At 43.5% G+C, this 20,090-nt stretch carries 10 protein-coding genes; all 10 read left to right on the top strand.

What is annotated here, in order from left to right; translation table 11 throughout:
* Complete coding sequence (prc, locus tag LHL20_RS17285) at nt 1–2,043, top strand: carboxy terminal-processing peptidase (RefSeq protein WP_226434193.1); 2,043 nt, start codon at nt 1–3, stop codon at nt 2,041–2,043.
* Nucleotides 2,044–2,125: 82 nt separating this feature from the next.
* Nucleotides 2,126–3,460 carry a sodium-dependent transporter gene (locus LHL20_RS17280; protein WP_226434192.1) on the top strand — a complete coding sequence of 445 codons (1,335 nt, stop codon included), beginning with the start codon at nt 2,126–2,128 and terminating at the stop codon, nt 3,458–3,460.
* Between the two features lie 42 nt (nt 3,461–3,502).
* Nucleotides 3,503–4,978 (top strand): Na+/H+ antiporter NhaC, encoded by a 1,476-nt coding sequence (gene nhaC, locus LHL20_RS17275; RefSeq protein WP_226434191.1) that lies wholly within the window; start codon nt 3,503–3,505, stop codon nt 4,976–4,978.
* A 30-nt stretch (nt 4,979–5,008) separates the two neighbouring features.
* Nucleotides 5,009–7,618, top strand: a complete 2,610-nt coding sequence (gene pepN / locus LHL20_RS17270) for an aminopeptidase N (RefSeq protein WP_226434190.1) — start codon at nt 5,009–5,011, stop codon at nt 7,616–7,618.
* On the top strand, nt 7,605–7,847 hold the full coding sequence (locus LHL20_RS17265; RefSeq protein ID WP_226434189.1) for a DUF2835 family protein: 243 nt from the start codon (nt 7,605–7,607) through the stop codon (nt 7,845–7,847). The genes pepN and LHL20_RS17265 overlap by 14 nt, the downstream gene beginning before the upstream one ends.
* Nucleotides 7,848–8,105: 258 nt before the next feature.
* Nucleotides 8,106–10,169, top strand: a complete 2,064-nt coding sequence (locus tag LHL20_RS17260) for a DUF1302 domain-containing protein (RefSeq protein WP_202265777.1) — start codon at nt 8,106–8,108, stop codon at nt 10,167–10,169.
* A gap of 12 nt (nt 10,170–10,181) precedes the next feature.
* On the top strand, nt 10,182–11,549 hold the full coding sequence (locus tag LHL20_RS17255) for a DUF1329 domain-containing protein (RefSeq protein ID WP_226434188.1): 1,368 nt from the start codon (nt 10,182–10,184) through the stop codon (nt 11,547–11,549).
* A gap of 79 nt (nt 11,550–11,628) precedes the next feature.
* Nucleotides 11,629–12,678: a WD40/YVTN/BNR-like repeat-containing protein gene (locus LHL20_RS17250; protein WP_226434187.1), complete on the top strand. Its 1,050-nt coding sequence runs from the start codon at nt 11,629–11,631 to the stop codon at nt 12,676–12,678.
* A gap of 15 nt (nt 12,679–12,693) precedes the next feature.
* Entirely contained in the window at nt 12,694–15,012 is a 2,319-nt protein-coding gene (locus tag LHL20_RS17245) for an efflux RND transporter permease subunit (RefSeq protein ID WP_202265771.1), read from the top strand.
* Nucleotides 15,013–15,206: 194 nt separating this feature from the next.
* Entirely contained in the window at nt 15,207–20,045 is a 4,839-nt protein-coding gene (locus tag LHL20_RS17240; protein WP_226434186.1) for an NAD-glutamate dehydrogenase, read from the top strand.
* Nucleotides 20,046–20,090: the final 45 nt, after the last annotated feature.

Below are 20,090 nucleotides of genomic sequence, written 5' to 3'. Positions count from 1 at the left end.
ATGAGAGACATCCTTCGAATTTCCATTGCTAGTGCATTTCTTACCGTAGGGGTAGGTGCTGGCGCCGTTACTTCAACTCCAGAAGTTGATGAGCTTCCCATTCTTCAACAGGAATCTCAGCACAGTGTTGCAGCAAAACGCGTAAGCGCGCTTTTCACAAGGGCGCATTACAAGGAAATTTCGTTGGATGATGCTCTTTCTGCACGTGTTTATCAGCGCTTCGTCGACTCGTTAGACCACAACAAGCAAGTTCTTTTGCTTTCTGATGTTGTAGGTTTCGAAAAGTATCGCGGTTTGTTTGATGATGCATTGAGCAAAGGCAACTTATCGATTGCTTATGACATGTACAACGTGAGTGCAAAACGCCGAATTGAGCGTTATGAGTACGCGTTGGCATTGTTGGAGTCGGGTCCTTTCGACTTCGAGAAAGAAGGCGATAAGTTCTTTTATGATAGAGAAGATGCTGAATGGCCGACATCAACTGCCGAGTTAGACGAAATTTGGCGCCAGCGAGTTAAATACGATGCTCTAAATCTAGTTTTGGCCGACAAAACATGGGAAGAAGCCAAAGAGCTTCTAACCAAGCGTTACACTCGCGCAATTAAACGCACCAAGCAAGCGAAAAGCGAAGACGTTTTTCAAACAGCTATGAATGCATTTGCGCGCACAATTGAAGCACATACAAGCTATCTATCGCCACGCAACGCAGATCGCTTCCAAATGGAAATGAATTTATCCTTTGAAGGGATTGGCGCTGTATTACAAAGCGAAGATGATTATACCGTTATCAAAAGCATAGTGCCTGGCGGTCCTGCCGATGAGTCTGGTGCAATTAAACCTGAAGATAAAATCGTTGGTGTTGCACAAGAAGATGAAGAGTTTGTTGATGTCATCGGGTGGCGCTTAGATGAAGTTGTCGATTTAATTAAAGGCCCTAAAGGCAGTACTGTACGCTTACAAGTAGAGAAAGGTGCAAGTGATGCAAAAACCACTTCTGTCGTTAGCTTAACTCGAGACAAAATTAAGCTTGAAGATCGCGCAGCAAAATCTGAAGTGTACGTGCCTGAAACAGGCCCTCACGCTGGTGAGCCGCTAGGTGTAATCACCATACCTAGCTTTTACAACAACTTAAGTGTTGATGTGGCAAAAGAGATAGAAAGTCTCAAATCGCAAAACGTAAAGGGCGTAATAGTCGATTTACGTGGTAACGGTGGCGGCTCTTTAACTGAAGCTACGTTGCTAACAGGCTTGTTTATTGAAAAAGGGCCTGTGGTACAAATTCGATACGGGCAAACCAAAGTAAGCGTGAATCGCGATACTGACGGCGAAGTAGCCTACGATGGGCCACTTACTGTATTGGTTGACCGTTATAGTGCTTCGGCATCAGAAATTTTTGCCGCAGCGATGCAAGACTACAATCGCGCGCTAATTGTAGGTGAGCAGACCTTTGGTAAAGGTACTGTGCAGCAACACCGCGGCCTAGGTAAAATTTATGATCTTTACGATAACCCGTTAGGAAGCGTTCAATTTACTATTGCTAAGTTCTATCGCATCAATGGTGGTAGTACTCAACACAAAGGTGTTATTCCAGATATTCTTTATCCTTCTGCAATAGAACCTGCAGAGTGGGGTGAAAGTCAGGCGGAAAATGCGTTGCCTTGGGATAGCATCAACCGTGCTAACTATACAACCTTTGCAGACGGCACCGCTGCACTGGATGTATTAACTGCAAAGCACAATAAACGCATTCTACAAAACCCTGAATTCTCTTACATTCAACAAGACATTTCGGAATATAAAGAGAACAAAGATAAAAACTATATCTCATTAGTTAAGTCAGTTCGTGAAGCAGAAAAGAAGGAAGCGGAAACTAAATCCCTTGCACGTGCTAACGAACGTTTACAGCGTATGGGATTAGAAACTGTCGCAACATTGGACGACCTACCTGAAGATATGGAAGAATTAGACCCATTCTTAGATGAAGCAGCCAATATCACATTCGACATGATTGAAACTGGCCGTTACGCAATTACAAGAAATTAGTGGTGACGGAGAAAGGGCTGGTCTGTGGCCAGCCCTTTTTTTGTGTCTATAAAATACTAAAACAATAATAAAGGGAAATAACATGGCTATCAGAGGCGAATTTTCCTCTCGTATAGGATTCGTGCTAGCAGCAGCAGGTTCAGCAGTAGGGCTCGGAAACATCTGGGGCTTTCCTACGAAAGTAGCCAGTAACGGTGGTGCTGCATTTGTACTTGTGTATCTTCTATTAGCGTTTGTCTTAGCATACCCAGTGTTAATGGCAGAACTCATCATAGGGCGGAGCTCACGCTCAAATATGGTCGATGCGTTAGGTAAAATTTCAGGTAACTTCATTGGCCGCGCAACGGGGATTTGGGGTTGCATAACGGTGTCTTTGATATTGGCATTTTACGCAATTGTTGGTGGCTGGATGCTGGTCTATTTTGCAGATGCCGCCGTTCGTATCTTCGGTTTAACTTCAGCAAGCGACTGGCTACTTACTTCTTCAGTTACGCGTAACGTTGTTTTTTGTCTTTTTTTCATGGCGTTAACTGCATTTATAGTAGTAGGTGGTGTTAAAGCGGGTATAGAAAAATGGTCAGTGCGTTTAATGCCAACATTGGTTATTTTAATTCTTGCACTGATTGTCTACGTTAGCTTGCAACCTGGTGCGGTAGAAGGATGGAGTGCATACTTGGTTCCAGACTTCTCTCGTGTACTTGATCCAGAACTCTTAATTAATGCCATGGGTCAGGCCTTCTTCTCTATGTCTTTGGGTGTTGGCACCATGCTGGTATATGGCTCTTATTTAAGTAAGTCTGAAAACCTTCCAACAATTGGTGCGTCTGTCGCGCTGGTTGACATTGGCGTAGCGGTTATCGCGGGTATGTTGATAATTCCTGCCATGTACGTTGCTCTTAATAATGGCGTCGAAATATTTACACCCGATGGTGCGCTCATTCAAGGTGACACCCTTATTTTTAAAGTATTGCCCGCACTCTTTGACACTATTGGTTCAGTAGGTGTATTCGTTGCTTTTGCTTTCTTTGCGTTAATGGCCATTGCAGCAGTGACCTCATCTATTTCTATGCTTGAAGTTCCGGTCGCTTACATGGTTGAAAGTAAGGGGCTTAAGAGAAAGAAAGCCGTTGTGTTTATGGCTGCACTTATATTCACGTTAAGTTGCATTATCATTCTTAACTTTGACAGCCTGTTCGGTTTTGTCATTGCGCTTACTACAGAATACAGTCAGCCTCTACTTGGTTTCGCTTTGTGTATTTTTGCTGGATGGGTTTGGAAACGCGACGCAATTTTAGCGGAATTGAAAGAAGGCAATGCACATGCGGAACATGGTTTGTTCTGGAAGATATGGCCGTGGTACGTGCGCTTTGTATGCCCTGTAATTATCGCGCTAATGTTCTATCGCTCGGTTTTTTAACGCCGGAAGAAGTATAAAAATAAGGTTTTAAAATTAAAAACAATGACGACTAAAGAATTAAAAACACCGTCTTTACTGGATGCGCTTACCCCAATTGTAGCATTGGTTGTAATGATGGGCAGTGCCGTGTACTTGTTCGAAGACAACTCATCATATGGCCCTAACCAAATTGCATTACTTCTTGCTATGGGCCTCGCTGCAATTATCGGCATGAAAAACGGGTTTAGTTGGAAAACAATTGAAAAGGGCATTGTAGATGGTATTTCAATGTCTCTTGGTGCGTGTCTAATTCTGTTGGCGGTTGGCTCGCTAATTGGTACTTGGATGTTAGCGGGTACCGTTCCTACACTCATTTATTTTGGCTTGGAACTACTTAACCCTTCGTTCTTTTATGCAGCTGCTTGCTTGATTTGCGCAGTGGTGGCAATGAGTATCGGGAGTTCTTGGACTACCGCCGCTACCGTAGGTGTCGCATTGATGGGCGTGTCTGCGGGCATGGAAATGTCTGCAGCGATAACAGCTGGCGCGGTGGTATCAGGTGCTTACTTTGGTGACAAAATTTCTCCATTGTCAGAAACAACAAATCTTGCACCCGCAGTAGCAGGCACAGATCTGTTTGAACATATTCGTTATATGCTTTGGACTACCATTCCAAGTTTTGTCATTGCGCTTATTCTATTCACCATATTGGGCTTTAGTGAAGTTGGTGAGGCAAAGGCTGAGCGTATTGAGCAAATGCAAACATTGCTGAATGACTCTTTTGATTTGGGGTGGCATCTTCTTATCCCTCTTGTGGTATTGCTCACACTTGCCATTAAGAAAATGCCTGCATTCCCAGCGGTCTTTATTGGTGCGCTTCTTGGTGGTGTATGGGCGGTTGTTTTCCAATGGGACGTGGTTACTGCGATGGCAAGTGCAGACGACTCTACAAATATTGGCGCGTTGAAAGTTGTTTGGACAGCATTATTTGATGGCGTAAGTTTTTCAACGCCGGACGAAAACCTAAATAGCCTATTGTCACGTGGTGGCATGTCTTCAATGCTTAATACTATTTGGTTAATCATATGCGCGATGTCGTTCGGTGCTGTATTAGAACGTGTTGGGCTACTTAAACGAGCAGTGTCAGCTATTTTGCTCGGCGCAAAGTCGGCAGGTGATATGGTAAGCCGCACAATTTTGACTTGTTTTGGTACTAACTTGGTAACCGCTGACCAGTACATCTCAATTGTTATGCCTGGCCGCATGTATAAAGAAGAGTTCAAAAAGCGCGGACTCGACCAACTCAATCTATCACGTAGTTTGGAAGACGGCGGTACGTTGACATCGCCTCTTATTCCTTGGAACACCTGTGGTGCATATATGCACAGTGTGTTGCTTGTAAATCCGTTCGACTATATTTTTTACGCATTCTTCAACGTAATCAATCCGATCCTTGCTGTTATTTATGCGTACTTAGGTATCAAGATATTGCGCATTACACCACCAACTGTAGCCGCAGACAGTCAAGGTAATCAGTAATTTAACGTAGGCTTTCTTTTAGGAGGATCTATGTCAGTTCAAGCTAAGCGCCGGGCGGATTATAAACCGCCCGCTTTTTCAATAGCGACAGTTGACTTACACATCACACTTCACCCCACTGAAACACAAGTTTGCAGTAAACTCGCCATATCACGCGAAGGCAAACATAATGAGCTTCTTGTTTTAGATGGAGATAATTTACCTGTTAATTCACTCAAAATTAACGGGCAGACTATTGGCACAGATAAGTCAGCATCAAGCTACTATGTGTTAACTGACGCCACGCTTTCTATCTACACTGAGCTGAATGAATTTAGTGTAGAAATTGAGACCACAATCGCGCCAGAGAACAATAAAGCGCTGGAAGGCTTATACCTTTCAGGAGGGGCATATTGTACACAGTGTGAAGCAGAAGGTTTTAGGCGTATAACGTTTTTCATGGACCGGCCTGATGTGCTTTCTGTTTATACCGTTACTGTTGAAGCCGATAAATCAATTCCTATGTTACTCGCAAACGGTAACCCTATAGATAAAGGTGAGTTGTCAGGTAACAAGCACTTTGTAAAATGGCATGATCCACACCCTAAACCCTGTTATTTATTTGCATTAGTTGCTGGTGATTTTGATTTACTAAGTGACACCTACACCACAATGAGTGGTAAAGACGTTGCGCTAGAATTGTATGTTGACAAGGGCAAGAAAGAACAAGGGCAATTTGCGCTTGAGTCTTTGAAACGCGCGATGAAGTGGGACGAAGATGTATTCGGTCTTGAATACGATTTAGACATTTACATGATTGTAGCCGTCGACTTTTTCAATATGGGTGCAATGGAGAACAAAGGGCTCAATGTCTTTAATAGCAAATTCGTTTTGGCTGATCAGAATTCAGCAACAGATGATGATTTCTTCAATGTAGAATCTGTCATTGCACATGAGTACTTCCATAACTGGACCGGTAATCGTGTGACTTGTCGTGATTGGTTTCAACTAAGTCTTAAAGAAGGGCTTACTGTATTTAGAGATCAACAATTCAGTGCCGATATGACATCTGCGCTAAGTAACCGAATTAAGCACGTACGTGTTATGCGAGAACATCAGTTTGCAGAAGACGCCAGTGCAATGAGTCACCCTATCCGACCTGAAGAAGTCATTGAGATGAATAACTTCTACACGGTTACCGTATATGACAAAGGGGCTGAAGTTATTCGTATGTTCCATACGCTTTTAGGACCGGATGGCTTTAGAAGGGGCATGGATGAGTACTTCAAACGACATGATGGTCAAGCAGTTACCTGTGATGACTTTGTATCAGCAATGCAGTCTGCAACGTCGTTAGACTTAACGCAATTTGCAAGGTGGTATAGTCAGTCAGGCACACCAACGGTAACAATGCATCATAAAGCACTAGATGGTTGTCATACTTTTACGCTTTCACAGCATACAGAGCCGACCGCTGACCAAGCAGACAAATTGCCACTGTTTATGCCTATCAATATTGAAATAATCGATCAGGATGGGCATGCGTATACAGATAACGAAGGCCTTATCAATGAGGGAATGCTAATACTAAGTGGACCGTCAGTGACCTTTACCGTCACTGCACCAAACAAAGTGCTAACACCGGTTATTCTTGGCAATTTTTCAGCCCCTGTTAAAGTGGATAACGCACTCGATACATTGTCTCTACTGACCATTTTTAAGCACGCTAAAGACCCATTTAACCGATGGGATGCTATGCAAACCTTGTACGACAGATGTATTCAACAACTGGAGTCGTCACCTGGTAGTGCAATTAGCAATGACATATGGGATGGCATAAAAGAGGCGATTGCTCAAGAGCGTAATAATGTTGAATTACTTGGTGAGTGCCTAGTGATCCCATCATTTGAAACACTGTGTCAAACAAGAAACAACGTTAAAGTCGACGCTTTACTGTCGGCAAGAAATGCATTTTGTCGCCAGTTTTCTATCGCGTTGGAGCAGGAACTATTAAATGTATTTAACGGAATAGAAAGTGTCGAGTATTGTTATGCTCAATCGGCGGTTAATGAACGTCGCTGTAAAAATGTTGTATTGGCGCATTTGGCACGACTTCCACAATATGAATCGCTGGTACTAACGCATTTTGAAAATGCTGATAACATGACAGACACGTTGGGCGCTTTAAAAAGTGCTCAGTACTGTGATAAGTCTACATTCGACAAGCTCATGGCTGCCTTCGAGTCTAAGTGGAGTCACGACCCGCTTGTTCTAGACAAGTGGTTTGCTTTGCATGCAACGCAACCATCAGACGATATATTTGCCACGATTACCATGCTTTGTGAACATCCGCAGTTTACAATGAGTAATCCAAATCGCGTTAGAGCAGTGATGGGGAGTTTCGCTTTTTACAATAGTGAAAAATTCCATGCAATAGATGGTAGTGGGTACAAATTTGTTACTGATTATCTGTTAAAGCTTGATGGAGTAAACCCGCAAGTGGCTTCACGCATAGTAACGCCGCTAACCCAGTGGCAACGTTTTGCAACGGAGCATCAAGTACTGATGAAGCAACAATTAGGACGACTACTTAATCACAAAGGGTTAAGTAAAGACGTGTTTGAAAAGGTCAGTAAAAGTCTGGCATATGACAAGCACTAGTCGTACAGACACCACGTTTTATTTTTCTATTAATGTGCCTTACAACCAGTGTGAGGCACTTTACACGCCATCAATTCCCAATGTTGTTATGTTGAGCGAATCGGGTCTCAACGTCCAGATTCCAACCAACCGTTTGCGCCAATTCGTAACATCAATAGGCGTAAGAGGGCGCTTTCGCATGATCGTAAGTGCCGACAACAAAATTAAATCTTTTGAACGCATACGGTAACGCTAAATCACCTTTCCATTCCCATTTGACAAGCGGTCAAAAATTCTACGCAATTAGTGCAATTAATCAGCATGCTCATAAATGAATTTTATACTCGTGATAATCCATTAACTATTTGATACGGTTAATGTTGTAAAAATTGTTAACTGGTAGGATTAGTTCTTGCGGTTCTGGCAAAATGATGTAATGATTTTGTTAATCGTAATGGTTGGTCATGACGTCACGCAATCATTCGCGTCGACTTGGGAGTATAAAAATATGAAAAACAGGCCTAGCGCTTTTAAAATGTCACCGGTAGCAGCAGGAGTTCTCTCGCTGTTAGGTGCTGCCGCACTACCTGCACACGCTGCGAATTGGCAAGTGGGTGATGTAAGTATTTCTCTAGATTCTACATTCACGCTCGCCACAAGTATCCGTACAGAAGCAAGGGATTATGATCTTATTGGTAACAGTAACCATCCACAATTTGACTGGACTGGTTATCACGCAGCTTTCAACCCTTTATACCCAAGCGGTGACGTATGGGCGCTTGCTGACGGTGGCTATTCTACCAATGGCGACCTTGGTAACCTAGCTCACGATCCAGGTGATGCGTTTGCAACACAGGTTTCAGGTACTCATGAATTAGACATCAACTTTGGTGACTACGGCTTCTTCGCGCGTGGTTTCTGGTTCTATGACTTCGAACAAATGGACGGTGACCGACCTTATTCGAACCCAATTACCGGTAATCAGTACGACCTATGTCAGGACCCAGAAGCAGAAGATTTGCTTTGTACTGATATCCGTTTATACGATGCATTTTTCTATGGCGATTGGTGGCTTGGTGAAAAGCCGCTAACAGTACGTATCGGTCGTCAAGTTATCAGTTGGGGTGAAAGTACCTTCATTCAACACGGTATTAATACAACAAACCCAGTAGACGTTACACGTGCGCGCGCACCAGGTGCTGAACTGCGTGAGGTATTTCTTCCTGTAGGTATGGTTTACGCATCACTTGGTCTTTCTGACACTGTGAGCATTTCAGGGTATTACCAATACGAGTGGCAGCGCAGCTGGCTACCTGTGTCGGGTAGTTACTTTGCAGGTAACGACTTTGCTGGCGACGGTGGTCAGCGTCAGAATATTCAGTTGGGTTTCAGTGGTAACCCAGACATTGATTTGGACCACCTACTAACTGCATTAAATGGCTATGGCGATCTGCTTCGTTCAGGGGCTGACGCGGCTGACATTTCTCAGGCTTATTTAGCGTATCCAACTAAAGTCGCCATTCGTGGTTTTGGTGATTCAGCGCATAATGACGCAGACGATCAAGGTCAGTACGGTTTGCGCCTAACATGGTTCGCTGAGAACCTAAATGAAACAGAGTTTAGTTTCTATCACATTAATTATCATAGCCAACGTCCTCTTATTTCAGGTAAAACATCTGACTTTACCGCTGCAGGCATTGGTGCAGATTTGGCATTCTTAGCTCAAAACACTGTTACACGTGACAACATCACGCAGTTAGGTGCTTTTACTCAGTCAGAATTCTTCTACCCAGAAGATATCAAACTTTACGGTATGAGCTTTAACACCAACATTGGTACTACAGCACTTGCGGGTGAGTTTGCATATCGCGTAGACGAGCCGCTACAAATTGATGATGTTGAGTTGCTTTACATGGGGATGCCTGAGCAGCTAGCTAACGCGGGTCTTCGTCCAGATTTAGAGGGCATTTCACAGCTTAACAATATTGGTCGCGCAGTAGGACCAGGTGAAACAGCACAAGGCTACTTGTTCTCTGATACGTGGCAGCTTCAGTTCACAGCGTCTCATGTATTTGGACCTAAGTTTGGTGCTGACAACTTTGTACTATTAGGCGAAGCGGGCTACGTAAATATTGTAGACATGCCAGATCCAAATGTTATTCGTTTGAATGCGCCGGGTACAGCACGTACACCTTCGCTTGAGCCAACACCTACTGGTAACCCGCGTCAGGGTTTACATCAAGCACTATCTGATGGACCAGAAACTAACCCATTTGCAACTGATGATGCGTGGGGCTATCGTTTATTGGCTGTTGCTGATTACAACTCAATTTTTGCAGGAATGAATTTACGCGTTCGCGGTACGTTCTCTCACGATGTAGAAGGTACTACGCCTGATCCTTTATTCCTTTTCACAGAAGATGTTAAGTCTGCTGCGCTTTCATTTACGTTTGACTACTTAAGTAAGTGGTCTGCTACGGCATCTTATAGCGCATTCTGGGGCGGCATTGGTACAACCAACGCGCTTTCAGACCGTGACTTCATTTCGTTTAACATCAAATATGCTATCTAAAGAGTGGTTTTTATGATTAGAAAAGTAGGAATTATAGCTGCGGCGTTATCGCTAGCCCTAACCGGCGCAAACGCTATGGCAAAAGTATCTGATGCAGAAGCCAACAAGCTGGGCAATGAACTAACTCCACTTGGTGCTGAAAAGGCAGCAAATGCTGATGGTAGTATCCCTGCGTGGACGGGCGGTATTACAGCGGCTCCAGCCGGATATACTGTAGGCGATCACCATGCAGATCCGTATCCAGAAGACAAAGTTCTGTTTGAGATCACTGCACAAAACTATAAAGAGTACTCAGAGTTTTTATCCGAGGGTCAAAAGAAGTTATTTGAAGCGTATCCAGATACGTTCCGTATGCCGGTATATCCAACGCGCCGTTCGGCCTCTAACCCGCAAGCAATTTATGATGCAACGAAGGTTAATGCGACTCGCGCTGAACTACTTGACGACGGTAACGGTATAAAAGGTGCGGTGTTAGGTATTCCATTCCCAATTCCACAAAACGGACTTGAAGCAATCTGGAACCATATACTTCGCTATCGTGGTGAAGCGGTACAGCGTAATGGTGGACAAGCAGCTGTTACAACAGGTGGTGACTACAACGTTATTGGCTTTGATGAACAGCTACTTATTAAGTACGCGGAAGAGGGAGCAACACCTGAAAAGCTTACTGATGAAAACGTACTTTTCATGTTTAAGCAAAAGGTAACTAAGCCGGCTCGTTTGGCTGGAACAGCACTACTTGTTCATGAAACGGTTGACCAAGTTAAAGAGCCTCGTAAAGCGTGGACATATAACACCGGTCAGCGTCGTGTGCGCCTTGCGCCTAACATCGCTTACGACACACCAGGAACGGCAGCTGATGGTCTGCGTACAACCGACGACTTCGATATGTTTAATGGTTCTCCAAACCGTTACGACTGGAAGCTAGTGGGCAAAAAAGAAATGTATGTTGCGTACAATAACTATGCACTACATTCAGACAATGCTAAGTATGCAGATATTTTGACACCTAACCACGTAAACCCTGATTTAACCCGTTGGGAAAAACACCGTGTTTGGGTTGTTGAAGCTACACTTAAAGAAGGCTTCCGCCATATTTATCAAAAACGTGTTTTCTTCATTGACGAAGACAGCTGGCAGATCCAAGTTGCTGATATGTATGATAACCGTGGCGAACTTTATCGCGTTAGTGTAGCGTATGGTGTGAACTATTATGAAGTTCCTACTCAGTGGTCTACGCTTGATGCATACTACGACTTAAACTCTCGTCGCTATCTTGCAATTGGCTTAGATAACGAGGAAGAAATGTACGACTTCACCGTACGCCCTCGAGACGTAGAATTTACGCCTCAAGCGTTACGAAGAGAAGGTATGCGCTAATCGCCTTGAACAACAAACGGTTGGCACTTGCCAACCGTTTTTGTATACAGACAATTATAAATAGGGGGAATGGTTAATTATGAAAAAAACCATTGCAGCGTGCATTGCCGCAACCTTTGCAGTTAATTATTCAACTACTGCATTTGCCGAAGAAGCATTCATGGCACCTTTGGTTGAGCAATCTGTTCTTTTGGACATAGACGCTGATAAATTTGTCGTTATTGTCGGTGAACGGGGTCACGTTTTAGTTTCTGAAGATGGTCAGACTTTTAGCCAAAAAGCTGTACCTACGCATTCAACACTCACTGCAACGACGGTCGTTGGTGAGCACATTTGGGCAGTCGGACACGACGCTGTAATTCTTCATTCATCTGATAAAGGCGCAACATGGGAAGTTCAAAACTATCAGCCTGAATTAGAGCGTCCATTCTTAGATGTTTTATTTTTCGATGAAAAGCACGGTATAGCGGCCGGTGCTTACGGATTATTTTATCGTACTACTGATGGCGGACAAAACTGGTCTGCTGAGCGCCATGCCAGTCTTCTTGACCCCATGGACAGAGAATATCTTGAAGAAATTCGAAAAGAAGACGAAGCCTTCTATCAACAAGAATTAGAGTCTATCCTGCCTCACTTAAATAGAGTGACGTTAGATGGGAATACGCTTTACCTTGCAGGTGAGGCGGGTTTACTGGCAAAAAGTGAGAATATGGGTGAGTCGTGGGAACGCTACTACGTAGACTACACGGGTTCATTTTTTGATATCAAGCCGCTTGACGCTCGCACTGTGTTGGCGGTTGGTTTACGTGGCAATATTTTTGTTAGTCGCGATGAAGGAGAGTGGGAATATGTTCAAACTTGCTCGACAAGTACATTAAATTCCATTTTGGTTGGCTCTGAATCCAAAGTTTATGCGTTGGGCAACAACGGTATGATGATCAGTGCTCAGCGGCCACTTCCAACCAGTATGCGCGATCCCTATGCTAACCCTACAGACTGCAAAGCAGACGAAGGGATAGAAGTAACACAGATAAAAGATAAAGCCGCATTGTTAAATGCCACACAGTTTAAGGGCAATAGTATTGCCGTGACTGCTAATGGCATAAAAACATTAGCGCTAAAAAAATAGGGCAGTATAAGAACAATGACCCAATTTCTAGAAAGACTTGTCTTTGGTAACCGAAAACTTGTAGTGGCACTTTTCGCTTTAGCTACGGTGTTTCTAGGCTACCAAGCTTCACAAATGCGCCTTGACGCGGGATTTGAAAAAAATATTCCACTTAACCACGAGTACATGAAAACCTATATTGAGCATCGTCAAGATTTTGGTGGTGCTAATAACATATTGGTTTCAGTGTGTGACAAAGAAGGTAATATATATAACCAAAACTTTTTCGATACGCTTAAAAACGTTCACGACCAATTGTTTTTTATTAATGGCGTAAATCGTTCATTGGTTATTTCGTTGTTTTCACCTTCAACCCGCTTTACTGAAATAGTAGAAGGCGGTTTTGCAGGCGGCCCAGTTATTCCAGCTGACTTTAATTCTTCAAACCAAGAAGCGCTTGACCTTGTTGCGGCTAACGTAGAAAAAGCAAACATAGTTGGGCGGCAGGTTTCTAGTGATTACAGCTGTGCCATGGTTACCGCGCAATTACTTGATATAGACCCACAAACAGGTGAGCCTCTCAATACTTTAGCGTTAGCGGCAGAGTTAGAAGAGCAGCTTCGGGGCCAATACGAGAATGACAAGACCTCCGTTCATATTATCGGTTTTGCTAAGATGATTGGTGATGTAGCAGACGGTGCAAAAGATGTTTTAGTCTTCTTCGCTATTGCTATCGCTATCACAGCAGTAATGGTGTATTTCTTCTCGCGCAGTTTCATGCTAACGCTACTCCCACTAGTATGTTCAATTATTGCAGTTATCTGGCAGCTTGGGTTACTCACATCGATTGGATTTGGGATGGACCCTATGTCGATTCTTGTCCCATTCTTGGTATTCGCTATTGGTGTTAGTCACGGCGTTCAAATGATAAACGCCGTAGAGAAACAAGCAGTAACAGGAATCGGCGCAAAACGCGCTTCAATGGCGGCATTCAGAAACCTACTTGTGCCAGGCGGAATTGCGCTGTTATCTGACACAGTAGGCTTTATGACGTTGTTGGTTATCGATATCGGCATAATTCGCGAACTTGCCATTACAGCGAGTATGGGTGTTGCCGTCATCATTTTAACCAATTTGCTGCTGCTTCCGGTATTAATGAGCTTCCTAAAGCTTGACCAAAAATATATGGACAAGTTTGCAGGGAAAGAGAATGCAAACGCGAAGTTTTGGGAAGTTATAGCGGCGTGTTCACGTAAAAAGCCTGCGGCTATTATTCTTGCCATTACGGCTGTTCTATTCGTACTTGGCCATTTCCAAGCACAGAATATGAAGATTGGTGATTTACATGCAGGTGCGCCAGCGCTCCATGAAACGTCACGCTATAACCAAGATACTTTCTTGATTACCGACAAATATGAAGTAACGGTAGATTATATTTCTATTTTGGTTGAAACCACGCCTGAAGCCTGTACATCGCACAGTGTGATGAAGGCAATGGATGACTTCCAGTGGAAAATGGAAAACGTGCAAGGCGTTCAATCTGCTGTTTCGCTAGCATCAGTTGCTAAAATTGTTAACGCGGGATACAACGAGGGTAACGTAAAGTGGCAAGTACTACCGCGTAACCAACAAACACTGGTACAAGCGATTTCGCGCGTTCCTACCTCGTCGGGTTTGTTAAACAGTAACTGTTCTGTAATGCCAATTATCCTATTTATGGAAGATCACAAAGCAGAAACTATCTCTCGCGTGGTTGATGCGGTTAAACAGTATAGAACCGACTATGAAACCGACGACATGAAGTTTAGCTTGGCATCAGGTCCAGTTGGCGTTATGGCCGCGACGAATGAGGCAGTAAGTGCAGCACAAGACCCAATGATGCTTTATGTTTTTGGCGCCGTTATCGCATTGTGCTTAATTAGCTTCCGTTCAGTAAGAGCAACGTTAGTCGTTGTTATTCCACTGTACGTTGTATCGGTATTGGCACAGGCACTGATGACGTATCTTCAAATAGGGCTCACCGTATCCACTTTGCCAGTTATCGCACTTGGCGTGGGTATTGGCGTAGACTATGGTATTTATATCCTTTCGACGAAGAGCCTAATGTTGAAACAGGGAGCGACGGTTCAAGAAGCGTATTTTGCGGCGCTTAAAGAACGCGGTAGCGCAGTATTGTTCACAGGTATTACCTTGGCTATTGGTGTGAGTACGTGGGTATTCTCATCGCTAAAATTCCAAATGGACATGGGTATTTTGCTTACCTTCATGTTCGTAGTGAACATGCTTGGTGCAATAATTGTACTGCCAGCACTGGCTAGGTTCCTATGGTGGAATAAGTGTGACCCTGGTGCATAAATTATTTTTGCATAGCTACGCATAAAAAAGGGCCTTTAGGCCCTTTTTTTTGGTGTTTTTTGCATACTTATCTATCCTGTTAAATTAAGGTTAAAATTGGGCTTTCAATAGCGTCATTTATTAGAGAAAATAGTTAGGTACTCGGCACTTATACCAACAAGACTGGTATTACCACTTTAAAAAAAGGTTAACAAATGACAGTCACCTCACAGCGACACTCAGTACTGCTAGATAACGTATTTGCATTGATAGACAAGAAAGTAGATACCAAGCAGAAGTCTCTTGTGCAGCAATTCGGACGTCTGTTGTATAAAAATATATCTAGCGATGATTTAGAAAATCGCAACGACAGCGACCTTTATGGTGCAACACTTAGTTTATGGAACGGATTAGCAAAGTTCGATAACGCGTCACCCTATATTCGTGTATTTAATCCAGAGATTGCAAAACATGGTTGGCACTCAAGTCATACCATCGTTGAAATCATCGTCTCTGATATGCCGTTTTTGGTTGACTCAGTGCGTATGTTGCTGAACCGTCTTAATATTACATCGCATCTGTTCCTACATAGCCCCATTGGCATAAAACGAAATGACGCTAACAAAGTAGAAGCGTTTGCAGAGCCAGGGCAGGCGCTAGATGGCGCGAAAAAAGAGACTGTTATCTTTATTGAGATAGATAGACAGACATCGAAAAAGGATATTGAAGCGCTCACACAAGAGCTTCACTCTGTAGTTGATGAAGTTTCGCTTGCAGTTCAAGACTGGCAAGACATGACAAATACGTTGCAAGACGTGATTAAAGGCAGCGCTAAGTACAACTGGCCTGTGTCTGCTGATACGAAGAAACAAACAAAAGCGTATTTAGAATGGCTGGGCGACCACAACTTTACAATGATGGGTTACCGTTATTATGAGGTTAAAGCTATTGAAGGTGATCACCGCTGGATCCCTCAAAATGATACAAGCTTGGGTTTGTTGAAAAATTCAATTAACGATCGCGAGCGTCTATTGTCGAAGCTGCCAGCGTCTGCGCGTGCTGAAGCACTTAGTCAAAATCCATTGATTTTGACTAAAACAAATTCGCGAGCGCGTGTACATCGCCCAGCTTACATGGATTATGTTGGCGTTAAGGTATTTAACAAAGAAGGACAAGTTGTAGGCGAGCATCGTTTCTTAGGCTTGTACTCAGCCTCTTTCTACAATAATAGTGTTACGCAGCTACCTATTTTACGTGAAAAAATTAACCGTATTTGTGAGCTTTCAGGTTTTGAACCTGGTACACATGCGTTTAAAGCGTTCACAAATATCATTGAAACATACCCACGTGACGAGCTACTGCAAACGCCAGCAGAAGAGCTTGCTCAAATTGTTATGGGTATCTTTCAGATGCAAGAGCGCGGCATATCGCGTTTGTTTATACGCAAAGACATCTTTGGTCGTTTCTTCTCGTGTATGGTGTTTGTACCAAGAGAGCGTTACAACACACAACTTCGTAAAGAAACACAAGCATTATTGAAAGCTTCTTTAGGCGCTACTGAAGAAGTCGAGTTCACCACATTCTTCTCTGAGTCTGTGTATGCACGTACGCATTACATTGCCCGAGTCAACGACAACAACGCGGAATTTGACGTGAAGGAAATAGAACAAAATATTATTGAGTTGACCAAAACGTGGAACGACCGCCTGGCTTCAGCTATCAGTGCCGCTCATGGTGAAGCATCGGGTAAAGCGCTAGAACGCAAATACAATAACGCGTTTTCTCGCAGTTACATGGAACATAACCTACCATCCGCTGCGCTTGTTGATATCGGTAAGCTAGAGATGCTAGACGACAATCATACGCTTGATATGTTGTTCTACCGACCTCAAGAAGAAGATGCAGACAGCCAAGTAGTTAAGCTTAAGCTGTTTCATAGAGCAGAGCCTATCCACTTATCTGATGTTCTACCTATGCTGGAGAACTTTGGACTGCGTGTTATTGATGAGAGTCCTTACAAAATTACCTGCTCAGAAGGCGAGCGTAATTGGGTGATGGACTTCACCATGTTGCATAAAAGTGGACAACACTTTGACATGGAAAGTGCACAGATCTTGTTCCAAGATGCATTCGCTAAAGTATGGTACAAGACTCTCGAAGACGATGCATTTAACCGCTTAATCTTGGGTGCCAATATGACAGGCCGTAAGGTTACTGTGTTGCGCGCCTACGCAAAATACATGCGTCAAACAGGCAGTTCATTCAGCCGAGATTACATAGCCAATACTTTGGCCAATTACCCTGATATTGCACGTTTGTTAGTTGATTTCTTCGACCAGCGCTTTAACCCTAAGAAAAAGCGTAACGAGAAGAAAGAAGAAGCGCTGTTAGAGACGATAAAAGCGCAACTAGACAACGTTAGCAACCTTGATGATGACCGTATCATTCGCCGTTATCTCGATATGATGTGTGCGACATTGCGTACCAACTTCTACCAGACAGACGATGCAGGTAATGAAAAGTCTTACGTTTCATTCAAGATGATGCCTGAATTGATCCCTGAAATGCCGCTTCCGCTGCCTAAGTTCGAAATCTTCGTATATAGCCCGCGTGTTGAAGGCGTTCACTTACGTGGTGGTAAAGTGGCACGTGGTGGTCTTCGTTGGTCAGACAGACAAGAAGATTTCCGTACTGAAGTATTGGGCCTTGTTAAAGCACAGCAAGTAAAAAACACTGTTATCGTGCCCGTCGGCGCAAAAGGTGGATTCGTATGTAAAAACTTGCCAGTTGGGCAGGGTAGAGAAGCCATCCAAGCTGAGGGTCAAGCGTGCTACCGTACTTTCATAACAAGCTTACTTGATATTACTGATAACATTGTAAACGGTGAAATTGTTCCGCCAAAAGACGTTGTTCGTTTAGATGATGACGACCCTTACCTAGTTGTTGCAGCAGACAAAGGTACTGCTACATTTTCTGATATTGCCAATGGCATTGCTGAAGAGTTTGGTTTCTGGCTAGGCGATGCATTTGCATCTGGCGGTAGTATCGGTTACGACCATAAGAAAATGGGTATTACTGCCCGTGGTGGTTGGGAATCTGTTAAGCGTCATTTCCGTGAAATTGGTATCGACTGTCAAACCACAGATTTCACCTGCGCGGGTGTTGGTGATATGGCAGGGGATGTTTTTGGTAACGGTATGTTGTTATCAAAACACACGCGCTTAATTGCCGCGTTTAACCATTTACACATTTTCTTCGACCCGAATCCAGATGCGGCAGCAAGCTATGAAGAGCGCAAGCGCCTATTCGAAAATCCAAGTCTGAGTTGGGAAGACTACGACAGCAAATTGATTTCAAAGGGCGGCGGTGTGTTCCATCGTTCTGCTAAGTCTATAAAACTGTCGCCAGAGATGAAGAAGTGGTTGGGTACACGTCAGTTAACGATGACACCTAACGAGTTGATCCACAACATTCTTAAAATGCCTGTTGACCTGCTATGGAATGGTGGAATCGGCACCTACATTAAGAGCAAAAAGGAATCGCACTCAGAGGTGGGCGACCGTGCAAATGATGATTTGCGCGTTAACGGTCGTGACGTACAAGCGAAAATCGTTGGTGAAGGCGGTAACTTAGGCCTTACCCAACTAGGTCGTATTGAATATGCGTCTAATGGTGGTCGTGTTAATACCGACTTCATCGACAACGTGGGCGGCGTAGATTGCTCAGATAACGAAGTTAATATCAAAATCTTACTTAACAGCCTAGTAAACGATGGTGAACTTACGCTTAAGCAGCGTAATAAGTTGTTATACGACATGACTGATGACGTGTCGCGCATTGTAATTAAAGACTGTTATCGCCAGACCCAATCTATTTCAATAACCGAAATGGCAGGCGTTAAGCAACTTAAAGAGCAACTGCGATTTATTCACGGTCTTGAGCGTGAAGGGCAGCTTAACCGCGAACTCGAGTTTATTCCAAGTGATGATGAAATTTCTGATCGCGTTGCTACTGATCAAGGCTTCACTCGACCTGAGTTAAGTGTGTTGATTGCCTATGGCAAAATGGTGCTAAAAGATGCACTCAATATTCCTGAGATTACTGATAACCCGTATCACGGTAAATTGTTAGTTGAAGCGTTCCCAGAAGTGTTGCGTAAAAAGTTTGCTGATCACATGCAACAACACCCTCTACGCAGTGAAATTATTGCCACTAAGTTAACCAACAACATGGTTAACGATATGGGTCTTAATTTTGTATTCAGAATGCAAGAGGAAACCGGTGCTAGTGTTAGTGAGATTGCCGATGCATACGCTATTGTGCATGGTATCTTTAATATGAAGACGCTATGGGAGCGTATCGAGCAACTCGATAACGTTATTCCTGCACAGCTTCAGCTTAAGATGCTAGATGAAGCCAGACGTATTATGCGCCGTGCTTCGCGTTGGTACATTCGTCACGGTAACAAAGCGCAGTCTATTGATGAAGCGATTGCGAGTTACCGCGGTACTTTTGATACGCTGTCTACCAATCTTCAACATTATTTGGTTGAAAGTGAGTATGCACAGCTTGAAAAAGCAACGCAGAAATACATTAATGAGGGCGTACCACAAGATATCGCATATCAAGTGGCTAGCTTCTCAAATATGTTCTCAAGTTTCGACCTGGCACAAATTGTTGAATCAGATAAGCACGATACCGATGTGGTTGCGAAATTGTATTATCAACTAGGTTCTAAACTTGAACTGCACTGGTTCTTAGATCAAATTAACAATCAAACAGTAACTAACCACTGGCAAGCATTGGCACGCGCGTCCTATCGAGAAGAGCTTGATTGGCAGCAACGTTCTATAACTGCTAACTTGCTTGCATCTCGTGAAGATTCCAAAGATGCAAATCAAATACTGGATGAGTGGATTGATAGCAATCAAGTGTTGTTAAAGCGTTGGTATCACATGATGTCTGAATTTAAGACAAGCAGTACGCATGAATTTGCGAAATTTTCTGTCGCTTTACGTGAATTGATGCTTTTAAGCGTGAAGTCTAACCATTAGAATACACGCACCTTAATAATTTAAGCCCTGTTGAACAGGGCTTTT

The organism is Alteromonas sp. McT4-15, from assembly GCF_020515205.1.
GTDB lineage: Bacteria > Pseudomonadota > Gammaproteobacteria > Enterobacterales > Alteromonadaceae > Alteromonas.
Note: the sequence above shows the minus strand (reverse complement) of the source record. Positions and strands in the feature narration are given on the sequence as shown.